Here is a 14,114-nt window from a genome sequence, read left to right as displayed (position 1 = left end):
AAAACATCCGTTTGTACGGATTCCGGGTGCAAAAGTAGTAAATAGGTTTCGGATTCGCGGATTATTCCCTAATTTTGTGCGCATAATATAATAAGGTATAGAATATGAGTATTCAAATAGGTGATAAAGTTCGCTTCCTGAATAGTGTGGGAGGTGGAGTCGTACGTGGATTCCGTGGAAAGGACCAAGTGTTGGTTGAGGATGAGGATGGGTTTGAGGTTCCTGCCTTGATCAAGGAATGTGTCGTGGTTGGGGGCAATGATATGCAAGTGCATAGCTCGAATCGCCCGAAAGTACAGGCTCCGGTAGAGACTCCTTCCCCAAAGAAGCCTGAACCCAAAGAGGAAAAGGTCGAGGAGACACCGGAGGGAGAGCGTCTGAATGTGTATCTGGCTTATCTCCCGGTCGATCCGAAGGCGTTCCAGCAATGCGGCTATGAGACGTATTTCGTGAATGATAGCAATTACTATTTGTTCTTCAATTATATGAACCGGACGAATAATAGCTGGACAAGCCGTTATAACGGGATTATCGAGCCGAATACGAAAATATTCCTAGAGGAGTTCGGTAAGCCGGAGTTGAATGATCTGGAAAGGATCTGCGTGCAACTGATCGCTTTCAAGAAAGATAAACCCTATTCGTTGAAAAACGCCGTATCTGTAGAGTTGCGCTTGGATACGGTTAAGTTCTACAAGCTTCACTGCTTTATGGAGAATGATTTCTTTGAGGAGGATGCCTTGATTTATCCGATTATCCGCAATGACTTGCCCGAGAGAGAACTATTGGTCTCTGCGGCAGAGTTGAAGGAAGCTATGCAGCAAAAGGTTCGTGAGGAACGTAGGGTTCCCCGGCAAATCGTGAAAAAGAAGCCGACGAATAGCGCTATCCTTGAGATCGATTTGCATATAACCGAATTGTTGGATAATACGAATGGATTGAGCAATGCGGATATGCTGACGTACCAGTTGGGAAAATTCCGTGAGGTGATGGATCAGTACGCTCTTAATAACGGACAGAAGATTGTCTTTATCCATGGAAAAGGCGATGGCGTGCTGCGTAAGGCGATCGAGAAGGATTTGAAGACCCGTTATAAACAACATTATTTTCAAGATGCTTCTTTCCGCGAATATGGTTTTGGTGCGACGATGGTAACGATTAAGGCTGATACCTCGCAACATGGCCATTGAGATAGAACGGAAATTCTTGGTCTCCGGTGATTTCTTACCGGAGGCTGTTAGCTCCACCCGTATCGTGCAGGGATATATTTGCTCACAGCCCGGACGTACGGTTCGTATTCGTATCCGGGGAGAAGAGGGATTTCTAACGATCAAAGGCGCTTCGGATGAGAAAGGCTTGAGCCGTTATGAGTTTGAGCAAAAGATTCCTCTGGTGGATGCCGAGCGGTTGTTGGAGCTTTGCGAGCCGGGTGCGATCGACAAGGTTCGTTATCTGGTTCCCAGAGGCAGCCATACGTGGGAAGTCGATGTTTTCCACGGAGCGAATGAAGGGTTGATCCTTGCGGAGATCGAGTTATCGTCTGAGGACGAGCCTTTTGAGAAACCGGCTTGGCTGGGTAAGGAGGTAAGTGGAGATCGCCGTTATTATAATTCAATGTTGACAAAACATCCTTTTAATAGTTCAAATACATGAAGAAACTCTTTTTATCTGTAGCGGCCGCTATATTGGCGTTTCCGGTCTTGGCCGATGAGGGCATGTGGCTGCTCCCTTTATTGAAGCAACAAAAGTTTGCGGAGATGCAGGCCCTTGGTCTGCGATTAAGCGATCAGGAAGTGTATAGCGCCGAGGCTCCTTCCTTGAAAGACGCCGTGGTTCGTTTTGGCGGTGGTTGTACGGGCGAGATGATCTCTCCGGACGGGTTGGTGCTGACGAATCATCATTGTGGTTATAGTAGCATCCAACGGCATAGTACCTTGGAACATGATTATCTGACGGACGGCTTTTGGGCGATGTCTCGTGATAAGGAGCTTCCGAATCCGGGATTGACGGTTACTTTTATCGATAAGATCGACGACGTGACGGATTATGTGAGGACGGAACTGAAAAAGATCACGGATCCGAACAGCATGGAATTCTTGTCCGCTAAGTACTTGAATGGCCTCGCTAAAGCGAAAGTAGGTGAGAAGTTCTTACAGGATAACCCCGGTACGGAAGTCGAGATCAAGGCTTTTTATGGAGGTAATAAGTACTATATGTTTACCAAGAAGGTCTATTCGGATGTCCGTTTAGTCGGTGCTCCCCCTTCCTCTATCGGTAAGTTCGGGGCGGATACGGATAACTGGATGTGGCCTCGTCATACCGGAGACTTCTCTCTTTTCCGTGTGTATGCCGACGCGAACGGAAATCCGGCACCTTATTCGGAAACCAATGTCCCGCTTCGTCCGAAACGTTGGCTAAAGCTTTCTTTAAAAGGTGTGGAGGAGAACGATTATGCCATGATCATGGGTTTCCCCGGTCGTACCAATAAATACTATACCTCATGGGAGGTAGCCGAACGTCGGGATATAGATAATGCGGTACGTATCAATATCCGTAATCTCCGTCAAGAGGCGATGCTGGAAGAAATGCTGAAAGATCCGCAAGTCCGGATTCAATACGCTAGTAAGTATGCGGGTTCTACGAACGCTTATAAGAATGCGATCGGTAGTAACTGGGCGATCAACAAACGTAATTTTGAGCAGGTGAAAAACGATGAGCAGAATCGTTTGATCGCTTGGTCGAAGAAGATGTGTGAGCCTGCTTATCCGGAAGCGCTTCTGACATTGGAGCAGATCGTTAATGATCGTAAGGATTTGCGTTTCCGTAGTTGGATGTTGGATGAGGCATTGAGCCGTGGCATCGAGTTCTCCAAAGTTCCGACCGATATCGAGACTGTTTGTGAGGCTTTGGAGGGGAAAGATCGTTCCGAGCAGCAAAAACAGGTCACTCAATTGGAGAGGGCTTTCCACCGTTTCGCTGATAAGGATTATGCGCCGATGGTTGATAAGAAGATAGCGAAAGTCATGTTAAAGGAATATAGGCGTTTGGTCGCTCCGAAGTCGCAGCCGGCTTATTTATCCGTAATCGATAGCAAGTTTAAGGGGGATGTGGATAAATTCGTAGATTATCTGTTTGATAAATCGATCTATGGTAGCGAGAAGAACTTTAATGCGTTCAAGGAGCATCCGTCTGTCAAAACTTTGAGAGAAGATCCTATGATTCTGTTTGCGCAATCCGTAAAGGATGAGAAAAAGGCGTTAGATAAGGCTTTGGCTGATTTTGATGCCGGATATGCGATCGCCCATCGTGCGTATGTGAAAGGACTTTTAGCGATGTATGGAGACTTGGCTAGTTTTCCGGACGCGAACTCTACGCTTCGTCTGACTTATGGGCAGGTGAAAGGTTACAGTCCTCGTGATTGCGATTATTATGGTCATCAAACCACTTTAGACGGCGTCATGGAGAAGGAGGATTCTACGAATTGGGAATTTGTGGTTTCTGCTCGTTTGAAGGAATTATATCAAGCAGGAGACTTTGGCCCTTATAAGATGCCTAACGGTAAAATGCCGGTTGCCTTCTGTGCTACGACCCATACAACGGGAGGGAACTCCGGTAGTCCGGTATTGAATGGACAAGGAGAGTTAATCGGTATCAATTTCGACCGTAACTGGGAAGGAGTAGGAGGGGATATCCAATATCTGCCCGATTATCAACGCAGTATTATCGTAGATATCCGTTATGTCCTATTCGTAATCGATAAATATGCCGGAGCCGGTTATTTATTGAACGAGATGGAATTCTCAAGATAGAGAAGTAAGTTAACTTCGTGGGCGAAGTATGTTAACATACTTCGCCCACGAAGTTAACTTACTTTTTCTATAAAGCCAAAAAGAGGAGACATATCCCTGAAAGATACGTCTCCTCTTTTTGTATATGTATATCTATAACTTAATAAATCTTGTCAAGATCAACAGCTTTGACTCTGAAGATATGACCGTTACGAGAGAATACCAACTCTCCGTCTTCCTTCTTCTTCTGATTCACCAAACGCTGAAAAGCTATATTTGCACCTTTTACTATATTCTCTTCGAATTCTCTAACTTCTTGCTCATTCATGATGTTCAAGTTTTGTAAAAATATCTAGATTATACACTTCCCTTTTATCATTCTTGAATCCCTTGGCGATCACTTCCATGGGAGACATCGAATTATCAGTTATCATCCAATAGTCACTAATAGGAAGGTATAGCTCAAATAAATTGTGGATACCGGCCTCATACCGACGTCGTATCGTTGCTTCCGGAATATTGTGACCTCCGGCGGCTACCCTCATTTTCACACGTTCCACGGCTAGATCCGGCGTATTTAGCCAGAAGTAAAGCAATGTAACATAATAACCTTCCCTTTGTGCTTCCCGTATCAAGTTTGCGACTGAACGGGTGGCCAGCGTAGTTTCCATTGCGAAAGTCTCACCAGCACCGATGAGTTCCTTTATCCGCTTATACATAATACGACTAGCTTCAACGGCGACGGCTATACTGTCTGCATTAAAAGGGGAAAGTCCCTTGGCTATCTCGTCTGAGTTAACAAACTCCCTACATTTTAGCATTTCTGGTAAAATCGTGAAGGAAGCTGTTGTTTTTCCTGCTCCGTTGCAACCTGATATTATATACAAATATGGCACTGTTTGCTGTTTTTGATGCTGCAAATATATGTAATAGTTTTTTAATATGCGTCGTTTTATTTCTCAAAAATCGTGAAAATGTGCAGGAAATGTACTTTTAACTAACAGGTTTGTTGGAGAAAGTGGTGGTTTTGTTAATTTTTATACCCAAAGTAGATCACTCATGATTCCGTCGGAAACGAAGATTCCTGACTTGGATAAAATCAATTTGTCACCGGTTTGTAATAAGAGACCTTGGTTGATATGGGGTTGAGCTTGCTTTTGACAATAAGAAAGGAGCTTCCTGCCAAATTTTGTCTGGATATCAGCGAAAGAGACTCCCCACATGGTTCGAAGGCCGGTGATGATGAAGTCGTTGTACCGGGTGCATAGGTCTAAATCCTCGGATTCTATTGTCGGATGCCCATTTTCTATACCGTCTATATATATAGGTAGAGAAGATGGATTCCATTCCCGGTCTATCCCGTTATAAGAATGGGCGGAAGGACCGAGGCCTAGATATTTCTTTCCGGTCCAGTAGGAGCTATTGTGCTTGGAGAAGAACCCGGGACGGGCGAAATTAGATATCTCGTAATGCAAATAGCCTGCTTCTGCCAACCGATCTATTAATGTGGAAAAGAACGAGACGCTTAACTCCTCGTTTATGGGGGTCACTTTTCCCGCTTCCAGCAATTTGTAAAGTGCGGTACCTTCCTCGTAAATGAGGTGGTAGGCGGAAAGATGGGGAACATCCAACCGGATCGCTTGTCGCAAATTCTCTTCCCATGCTTGCTGCGTTTGGTTGGGGAGTCCGTAGATCAAATCGATACTGATATTTGTAATCCCATATTCCTTGCATAGTTCTACTGCTTTAATCGCTTGTTCCCGGTCATGGCGACGATTCAGAAAACGCAAATCTTCCGGATGAAAACTCTGTACACCCATACTGACCCGATTAAAAGGATAATTACGGAGAAGCGATACATATTCTCGTTTCATGTCATCCGGATTCGCCTCTAAGGTAATCTCCATTTGCTCGGCTACATCAAAATGACGATAGATGGCCTCGAATATCTTGCCAAAATCCTTCTCGTCTAATTGGGAAGGAGTACCGCCCCCGAAGTAAATGGTTTCTAATGCTTCGTTTCCTATATATCCCTTCCGCAATTCCATCTCTTTTATAAGTGCGTTTATATACGGCTCTTTATACTTCATCTCCGTATTGGAAAAAAAGTCACAGTATAAACACCGCTTGGCGCAAAAAGGAACGTGGATGTATAAACCTGCCATCTGTATGGACACAATTATATCTTTACACAAAGATATAATTTAAATTTCAAAAAACCTTGCTGCTGCACAACATAGTTCTCAAACACCGGGCGATAATTGCTTTTTTCCTTTACAATCTCTAATTTGCGCCCTCGTGAAAGTGATTCACGCCAAATAAACGTATTGTTAAACTCAAATAAATCCTGATATCATGAAAGTATACCAAACAAATGAAATTAAGAACATCTCTATCTTGGGAAGTTCGGGCTCTGGGAAAACCACTCTCGCTGAAGCTATGCTTTACGAGGGTGGAGTTATAAAACGTCGCGGCTCCGTTGAGGCAGGAAATACGGTGTCCGATTATTTCCCGGTTGAGAAAGAGTATGGATACTCAGTTTTCTCAACCGTTTTCAGTGTTGAGTGGCAGGATCGGAAGCTGAATTTCATCGATTGTCCGGGTTCGGATGATTTCGTTGGAGGAGCTGTTTCCGCTCTGAATGTCACGGATACGGCACTGATGGTATTGAATGCCCAGTACGGTGTTGAGGTTGGAACCATTAACCAGTTCCGGTATACTGAACAATTTCATAAACCGGTGATTTTCGTTGTCAATCAGCTTGATAATGATAAAGCCGACTATGAGGGAACTATCGCCCAGTTGAAAGACCGTTGGGGCAGTAAGATCGTTCCGATCCAATATCCGATTAGCTGCGGCTCTTCTTTCAATGCCGTGGTGGATGTATTAAAAATGAAGATGTATCGTTGGAAACCGGAAGGTGGAGTTCCTGATGTATTGGAAATCCCCGCCGAGGAAATGGATAAGGCGATGGAGTTGCATCAAGCCTTGGTGGAAGCCGCCGCTGAGAACGATGATACTTTGATGGAGAAATTCTTTGAGGAAGGTGCCTTGAGCGAGGATGATATGCGTGCCGGTATCCGTGCGGGCTTGGTTACTCGCGGTATGTTCCCGGTATTCTGCGTATGTGCCGGTCGTGATATGTGTGTTCGTCGTACGTTGGAGTTCTTGGGTAACGTGGTTCCTTGTACCGACAAGATGCCTCGTCTGATTACTACGGAAGGCGTAGAGGTGACTCCGGACTCGAATGGTCCTACTAGCTTGTTCTTCTTCAAGACTACCGTGGAACCTCATATTGGTCAGGTTTCCTATTTTAAAGTGATATCAGGAAAAGTAAAAGAAGGTGACGATTTGATGAATGCCGATCGTGGTTCCAAGGAGCGTATCGCACAGTTATTTGCGGTAGCCGGACAAACTCGTACCCCGGTTACGGAAATGGTGGCGGGTGATATTGGAGCGACCGTTAAGTTAAAGGATGTTCGCCGTGGTAATACATTGAACGGAAAGGGTTGTGATTATCGTTTCGACTTCATTAAATATCCGGATCCGAAATATCGTCGTGCTATCAAGCCGGTGAATGAGGCTGACGCCGAGAAGATGATGGAAATCTTGATACGTATGCGTGAGGAAGACCCGACATGGGTAATCGAGCAGTCCAAGGAATTGAAGCAGACAATCGTTTCCGGTCAAGGTGAGTTCCATCTTCGTACATTGAAATGGAGAATCGAGAATAATGATAAATTGCCGATCGAATATCTGGAGCCGAAGATCCCGTATCGTGAGACGATTACGAAAGCGGCCCGTGCGGATTACCGCCATAAGAAACAATCTGGTGGCGCAGGCCAGTTCGGTGAAGTTCACTTGATTATCGAGCCTTATTATGAAGGTATGCCTGCTCCGGATACCTACCGTTTCGGCGGACAGGAGTATAAGATGAATGTTCGTGATACTCAGATAATTGATTTGGATTGGGGTGGTAAAGTCGTGTTCGTAAACTGTATCGTTGGTGGTGCTATCGACGCTCGTTTCTTGCCGGCTATCCTAAAAGGTATCATGGCTCGTATGGAGCAAGGGCCGTTGACGGGTTCGTATGCTCGCGATGTGCGTATTTGCGTATACGATGGTAAGATGCACCCGGTAGACAGTAATGAAATCTCTTTCATGCTTGCCGGACGCAATGCGTTCAGTACCGCTTTCAAGGAGGCTGGCCCTAAGATCTTGGAGCCTGTTTACGATGTCGAGGTTTCCGTTCCTGCTGATTATCTGGGAGATGTGATGAGTGACTTGCAAGGACGCCGTGCCTTGATTATGGGTATGAATAGCGAGAAGGGATTTGAGAAACTATTGGCGAAAGTTCCTTTGAAAGAGATGTCTAACTATTCTACTTCACTAAGCTCCATTACGGGCGGACGTGCTTCCTTTACGATGAAGTTCGCTAGTTACGAGTTAGTTCCTGCCGATGTACAAGAGAAGTTGTTAAAGGCTTACGAGGCTACTCAATCAGAAGAATAGGTAAAGTAAAATGTCATCATAATTTTTTAATATTTAAAGTTAAACGAGAAAAGGCCGGCTTTGTGAAGAGCTGGCCTTTTTGTTATGTCTTTTTCATTAGGTTGTCGTGAACTTGTAATACCGAAAGTGTTCTTTTGTATCATCTTAAACAAGGAAAAGATGATATTAAGAAAGTACTATCCGACTATTGTCCTCTCTGACATCCATTTGGGATCGGAACATTCCCGGACGGAGGAGGTCACCCGTTTTCTCAAGCACGTAGATTGCGATCGATTGATTTTGAATGGTGATATCATCGATGGCTGGCAATTGAAGAAATCCGGTAAACGCTGGAAACAAAAGCATACCGATTTCTTTAAGGTATTGATGAAGATGATGGAGAAAAGGGGTACGGAGATTATCTATGTAGTGGGGAACCATGATGATTTTCTCGATAGCTTGGCTCCTTTTAAGTTCTCCAATATATCGATCGTAAAGGATTATTTACTGAAGACGAGACAAGGAAAACGCTATTTCGTGACACATGGCGATATTTTCGATACGGTTACGACCCATATGCGTTGGCTTGCCATGCTCGGGGATGTGGGATATACTTTTTTATTGTGGTTGAATAAGGTTTACAATCATCGTAGAGAGCGGCAAGGAAAACCTTATTTCTCTTTATCCCAAGAGGTGAAACACCGGGTGAAAAGTGCGGTCTCTTATATCTCGGAGTTTGAGAAAGAGCTGGTACGCTTAGCGGAGGCCAAGCATTTGGATGGGATTATTTGCGGCCATATTCATCAAGCGGCGAGCGTATGGTATGGTAATGTGCATTATCTAAATTCCGGCGATTGGGTGGAAAGCATGACCGCTCTCGTGGAGGATGAACAAGGAGAGTGGGATATTGTTACATATAATAATGTACAACTATATGCGAATGCCGTATGAAAATTCTGTTTATCATACAAGGTGAGGGACGTGGGCACTTGACCCAAGCGTTATCCTTACGCCAGAAATTGATGGCCGAAGGGCATGAGATCGTTGGTGTGTTGGTAGGAAAAAGCCCGGCCCGCCGTTTGCCGGATTTCTTCTTGAATAAGATACAATCGCCGGTATATCCGTTTGAGAGTCCGAATTTTTTACCGACGGCTAAGAATAAACAAGTGAGTTTGATGCGTAGCGTATTATATAATGTATTGCGTCTGCATAAATACATGGGAAGTATCCGTTATATCGACCGGATGATTCGGCAGACGGATGCGGATGTTGTCGTGAATTTCTACGAGCTATTGACGGGGCTGACTTACTTGATTCTCCGTCCGAAAGCGACGATGGTATGTATCGCCCATCAATATCTATTCTTGCATCCGGACTTCGTTTTCCCGAAGCAGAGCACATTGTCGTTGGCATCGCTACGATTTTTTACGAGATTAACGGCGATAGGTTCCGTCAAAAAATTAGCCTTGTCTTTTCGGAAGATGCGTGAGGCGCCGTTGGGAGGAATAGTCGTGGTTCCTCCTTTATTAAGGCAAGAAGTCTTGGATGCGGTTCCCTCGAACGGCAGTTATTTACATGGTTATTTGTTGAATAGCGGGTTTAGTGAGGAGATCCGTTCTTGGCATTCCCGTCATCCTTCGGTTCCGATGCATTTCTTTTGGGATAAGAAAGATCAGCGAGCCGAGGTGAAAATAGACGATTGCCTTTCTTTCCATCAGCTGGATGATACGTTGTTTCTACGTTATATGTCGGGGGCGAAGGCTTATGCTACGACCGCCGGGTTCGAATCCGTATGTGAGGCGATGTATCTGAATAAACCTGTATTGATGGTTCCTACACATATTGAGCAAGCTTGCAATGCTTACGATGCCTCTTTGTCTGGCGCAGGCGTTGTCGCTGATTGTTTTGATCTGGACGTGTTATTATCCATTTCGGAAAGTCATGTGGAGAATCCGGTCTTCCGGCATTGGGTGAAACAGGCGGATTGGCTTATTCTTCGTGAGTTCCGTGAGGATTTGTTGCGTGAGGAACATCCGGTAACGAGCCTAGGGAGGATTACGACAAATTGGGTGGCGCGTCTGGGGAGATTCCTGCCTATCTAGGAACTTATAGCAGTACCGTGCTGTAGATGCAGGTGTGCCATGCTGATGGCACAAGCGTTTCATCAGCATGGCACAGATGTCTTATTTATTCAGCGCTTGCTCAATATCGGCGATGATATCATCGGCGTTCTCGATACCTACAGAGAAGCGGATCAAGTCCGGAGCCACGCCAGCCTCTATCAATTGCTCATCGCTCAACTGGCGGTGCGTATGACTGGCCGGGTGAAGCACGCAAGTACGGGCATCCGCTACGTGAGTTACGATAGCGGCGAGTTTCAAGCTATCCATAAACTTGATCGCCACCTCACGTCCACCTTTCAATCCGAAGGATAATACACCGCAAGAGCCATTCGGTAGATACTTCTTGGCGAGTTCATGGTACGGATTGCCTTCCAATTCCGGATAATGAACCCAAGCTACCTTATCACATTTCTGTAGCCACTGCGCTACCGCCAAGGCGTTTTTGCAATGCTGCGGTACACGAAGATGCAAGGTCTCCAATCCCAGATTCAATAGGAATGCGTTTTGCGGGGATTGGATCGCTCCGAGGTCACGCATCAGTTGGCTAGTCGCTTTCGTGATGAACGCTAATTTCCCGAATGCCTTGGTATAGGTCAATCCGTGGTAAGAAGGGTCCGGTTGGCAAAGTCCCGGGAACTTCTCGGCATGCGCCTCCCAGTCGAAATTGCCGCTATCCACGATACAACCACCCACGCTCGTGGCATGGCCATCCATATATTTAGTCGTGGAGTGCGTAACGATATCCGCTCCCCATTCGAACGGACGGCAATTGATCGGCGTGGCGAACGTATTATCGACGATCAAGGGTACGCCATGATTATGGGCGATGCGGGCAAACTTCTCCACATCCAATACCATAACGCCCGGATTGGAGATCATCTCGCCGAACATCGCCTTCGTATTCGGGCGGAAAGCCTTGGAGATCTCTTCCTCACTCGCATCTTGATCTACGAACGTGCATTCGATTCCCAGCTTCTTCAAGGTAACGGCCAGTAGATTATAAGTACCTCCATAAATGCTGGTAGCGCTTACGATATGATCGCCAGCCTCGCAAATATTGAAGAAAGCGAAAAAGCTAGCGGCCTGTCCGGATGAGGTCAGCATGGCGGCCACGCCACCTTCCAACGCCGCGATCTTGGCGGCTACAGCCTCGTTTGTCGGGTTTTGAAGGCGGGTATAGAAATAGCCGCTTTCCTCCAAATCGAACAATTTAGCCATCTGCTCGCTCGTCTCATACTTGAATGTCGTGCTTTGATAGATCGGGAGGACACGGGGTTCTCCTTTCTTGGGTTGCCAACCGGCCTGTACGCACAGGGTTTCCGGTTTGAATTTGTTATCCATATAGGTTGTTTTTTTAATTGAATGTCATTTTAATCGCGAATGTACGGAAAATCGGTAAGAATTGTTCCGCTTACAAGATCTTCTTCTGTAAGATACTGAACCAAATGAAAGCGACGACACCTTTTAGCATGCTGGAAAGGCTGATCGCCCACCAAACACCCGTAATACCCAGTCCCGCTGCCGCTAGCCCGATGGCCAAAGGTATGCGTAAGGTGTTACACGAGATGCTGATGATCGCCGGCGGAACCGTTCGGCCGGTACCGTAGAACATGCCTTGCGTGGTAATCTCCAGCATCATGAAGATCATCGAATATCCGTCGATCCGGAGAAATATACCACCGGCCTCATAAGCGGCTTGCTCCGGCACGATCAGCGAGAAGACCTCGCTACCGTAAAAGACGAATAACAACGTGCAGAGTACACCGATGATAGAAGTCATTTTAAGCGTCGTATGATAAGCGGTCAAGATACGTTCTTTCTTGCGTGCGGCGTAGTTCTGGGCGGTGAAAGCGGAGAGGGCCGTACTGAAGCCTTGTGAGGTGTTCCATGCGATCGCCTCCATTTGTCCGCCTGCCGTAAGCGTCATCAAACCGATATGCCCTCCGTAGGTGGAAGCTGTACGAGCCATAAAAAGATTGATGATCGCGAAGAATGTATTTAATAACGCTACCGGCAGGCCCAATTGGAAGATCCGCTTGGTGTAGCGTTCCTTTAAACGGACAAAGAAAGGGAATCCCCCGAACAATTTATTGCGGCATTTTAGCTGATAGACGAATAGTCCGCAAACCACCGCTTGGGAGATCCACGTAGCCCAAGCCGCGCCCGCCGTGCCCAAATGGAAGCCGAGTATAAATAAAGGATCTAGCACCATATTCAGTAAAAGACCTGTTCCGCTGATATAAAATGGAATCTTACTCAATCCCGCCGCATTATGAATCCCGGTAAACGCCGCCGAGAGGAAGATAAATGGGAATGCGGAAGCGACGATTCTCAAATATTCCACGGCGTTCAACGCGATCGGTTCCTCCAGTTTGTAGAAGCCGATAATCGGATGAGCGAGGACGAATAGCAAGAATCCCCAACAAAGCGAGAGGATCAAGGCGATCGTTAGGTTATGGGAAGCGAATCCTCGGGCATCTTCCACGTTTTGCGCCCCGATACTTTGCCCGACACTCACCTCCGAGCCTACTTTATTCAAGTAAGAGATCGAGTTCGTCATCCAAGTAAGGATACCAACGGCGCCGATAGCGGCTACGGCCTCGCTTCCCAATCGGCCTACCCAAGCCATGTCGGTGATGCTATAGGCCATTTGGATAAATGAGGTACCCATGATCGGCATCGCCAGATTGAATAGTTGCCGGGAGATGACCCCTTCGGTCAGATTTTTTGTTCCTTGCATGATCGTTTGTTTAAATGTGCGCGAAAGTAGAAATAATTTTGCTACCTTTAGCGACGTTAATCTTAAAGAATAGTATGATGATAACGAGACGGAATTTTTTGAAAGCGGGTGCCGCTGTGGCTGCACTGAGTGTAGTACCGAATGGCTTTGCCTCTATCTTGGCTAAAAAAGAGAAAGCGATAGGTGTACAGTTGTATAGTGTCCGGGACGACTTGAAGACGGATTTTGACGGTACGATGAAGGCTTTGGTGGATATCGGTTATAAACGGATGGAAGCCGCCGGTTACCGGGATGGCAAATTCTACGGGAAATCCCCGGCCGAGATGAAGAAATATCTGGCGGATCTGGGTGCCCGTATGGTAGGTTCCCATACCGGAAGCGGTTTGCTGGCGGAGGGTGATACCAAGGGATGGGACTTCTGGAAAAAGAATGCCGCCGATACGGCAGAGGTAGGCTGTAAATGGATTGTTCAGGCGGGTTATCCCTCCAAAGATATCAAGAGCCTTTCGGACGTGAAGCGTTTAGCGGATCAATTTAATAAATGTGGTGAGATTGCGAAGGCGAATGGGTTGCGTTTCGCTTTCCATAACCATGTGGATGAATTCCATGAGCTGGAAGGGAAGATCCCGTTCGACGTGATGATCGAGAATACGGACAAAGGGCTGGTTACTTTCCAGATCGATACGGCTCAATTAGTGTATGGCGGTTTTAAATGTCATGATTACGTGAACCGTTATCCCGGTCGTTTCGCCAACTGGCACTTGAAAGACGCGAACGCGGATGGAAAGGGCAGCACGGAGATGGGCGCCGGAATCGTAGACTTCAAATCCTTATTCGCTGTGGCGGAGAAAGCGGCTCACCCGATAAACCTGGGGGATTAAGCATACAGCTTTGTAAGTCTGAAAAGAAAGAATTTTATATCCGTTACTCCTCTTAAAGCAGCTCTAAACGCCTTAATTTTAGCATTAAAAGACT

At 46.3% G+C, this 14,114-nt stretch carries 12 protein-coding genes; 7 read left to right on the top strand and 5 right to left on the bottom strand.

Annotation, left to right across the window (positions count from 1 at the left end):
* Window positions 1-104 precede the first annotated feature (104 nt).
* The 3 genes from NBH16_RS12770 to NBH16_RS12760 are packed head-to-tail and all read left to right on the top strand — an operon-like array spanning window position 105 to window position 3,806.
* A complete protein-coding gene (locus NBH16_RS12770) occupies window positions 105-1,187 on the top strand; it encodes a DUF2027 domain-containing protein (protein ID WP_005868468.1) in 1,083 nt (360 codons plus the stop codon).
* Window positions 1,177-1,650: a CYTH domain-containing protein gene (locus NBH16_RS12765; RefSeq protein WP_005858868.1), complete on the top strand. Its 474-nt coding sequence runs from the start codon at window positions 1,177-1,179 to the stop codon at window positions 1,648-1,650. The genes NBH16_RS12770 and NBH16_RS12765 overlap by 11 nt, the downstream gene beginning before the upstream one ends.
* Window positions 1,647-3,806 carry a S46 family peptidase gene (locus NBH16_RS12760; protein ID WP_250788689.1) on the top strand — a complete coding sequence of 720 codons (2,160 nt, stop codon included), beginning with the start codon at window positions 1,647-1,649 and terminating at the stop codon, window positions 3,804-3,806. Before NBH16_RS12765 ends, NBH16_RS12760 begins: the two co-directional genes overlap by 4 nt.
* A gap of 139 nt (window positions 3,807-3,945) precedes the next feature.
* Here NBH16_RS12760 and NBH16_RS12755 read toward each other — a convergent pair whose 3' ends face one another.
* The 3 genes from NBH16_RS12755 to hemW form a co-directional block, all read right to left on the bottom strand.
* Complete coding sequence (locus NBH16_RS12755) at window positions 3,946-4,113, bottom strand: DUF8506 family protein (RefSeq protein WP_005858864.1); 168 nt, start codon at window positions 4,111-4,113, stop codon at window positions 3,946-3,948.
* The gene (locus NBH16_RS12750; RefSeq protein ID WP_005858862.1) at window positions 4,106-4,705 is read right to left on the bottom strand and encodes an ATPase; all 600 of its coding nucleotides are present in this window, start codon (window positions 4,703-4,705) and stop codon (window positions 4,106-4,108) included. Before NBH16_RS12750 ends, NBH16_RS12755 begins: the two co-directional genes overlap by 8 nt.
* Before the next feature lie 117 nt (window positions 4,706-4,822).
* Window positions 4,823-5,950 (bottom strand): radical SAM family heme chaperone HemW, encoded by a 1,128-nt coding sequence (hemW, locus tag NBH16_RS12745; protein WP_005868470.1) that lies wholly within the window; start codon window positions 5,948-5,950, stop codon window positions 4,823-4,825.
* A gap of 190 nt (window positions 5,951-6,140) precedes the next feature.
* On the opposite strand from hemW, the gene fusA2 reads away from it, so the two are divergent.
* From fusA2 to NBH16_RS12730, 3 genes are all read left to right on the top strand, one after another.
* Window positions 6,141-8,297 carry an elongation factor G2 gene (gene fusA2 / locus NBH16_RS12740; protein ID WP_005868471.1) on the top strand — a complete coding sequence of 719 codons (2,157 nt, stop codon included), beginning with the start codon at window positions 6,141-6,143 and terminating at the stop codon, window positions 8,295-8,297.
* Window positions 8,298-8,456: 159 nt separating this feature from the next.
* Window positions 8,457-9,227: a UDP-2,3-diacylglucosamine diphosphatase gene (locus NBH16_RS12735; protein ID WP_250788688.1), complete on the top strand. Its 771-nt coding sequence runs from the start codon at window positions 8,457-8,459 to the stop codon at window positions 9,225-9,227.
* Window positions 9,224-10,378, top strand: coding sequence for a glycosyltransferase family protein (locus NBH16_RS12730; protein WP_005868473.1), 1,155 nt, complete (start codon window positions 9,224-9,226; stop codon window positions 10,376-10,378). The genes NBH16_RS12735 and NBH16_RS12730 overlap by 4 nt, the downstream gene beginning before the upstream one ends.
* 81 nt (window positions 10,379-10,459) lie before the next feature.
* Here the strand turns inward: NBH16_RS12730 and NBH16_RS12725 are convergent, their stop codons facing one another.
* Both NBH16_RS12725 and NBH16_RS12720 read right to left on the bottom strand, forming a co-directional pair.
* Window positions 10,460-11,740: an O-acetylhomoserine aminocarboxypropyltransferase/cysteine synthase family protein gene (locus NBH16_RS12725; protein ID WP_008779363.1), complete on the bottom strand. Its 1,281-nt coding sequence runs from the start codon at window positions 11,738-11,740 to the stop codon at window positions 10,460-10,462.
* A gap of 70 nt (window positions 11,741-11,810) precedes the next feature.
* Entirely contained in the window at window positions 11,811-13,139 is a 1,329-nt protein-coding gene (locus NBH16_RS12720) for an MATE family efflux transporter (protein WP_005868477.1), read from the bottom strand.
* Between the two features lie 74 nt (window positions 13,140-13,213).
* On the opposite strand from NBH16_RS12720, the gene NBH16_RS12715 reads away from it, so the two are divergent.
* On the top strand, window positions 13,214-14,020 hold the full coding sequence (locus tag NBH16_RS12715; RefSeq protein WP_250788687.1) for a TIM barrel protein: 807 nt from the start codon (window positions 13,214-13,216) through the stop codon (window positions 14,018-14,020).
* The last annotated feature ends 94 nt before the right edge of the window (window positions 14,021-14,114 follow it).

It is taken from the genome of Parabacteroides sp. Y3-G-102, assembly GCF_023656845.1.
In the GTDB taxonomy this organism is placed as follows: Bacteria; Bacteroidota; Bacteroidia; order Bacteroidales; family Tannerellaceae; genus Parabacteroides; species Parabacteroides distasonis.
This window is presented reverse-complemented; position numbering and strand designations above follow the sequence as displayed.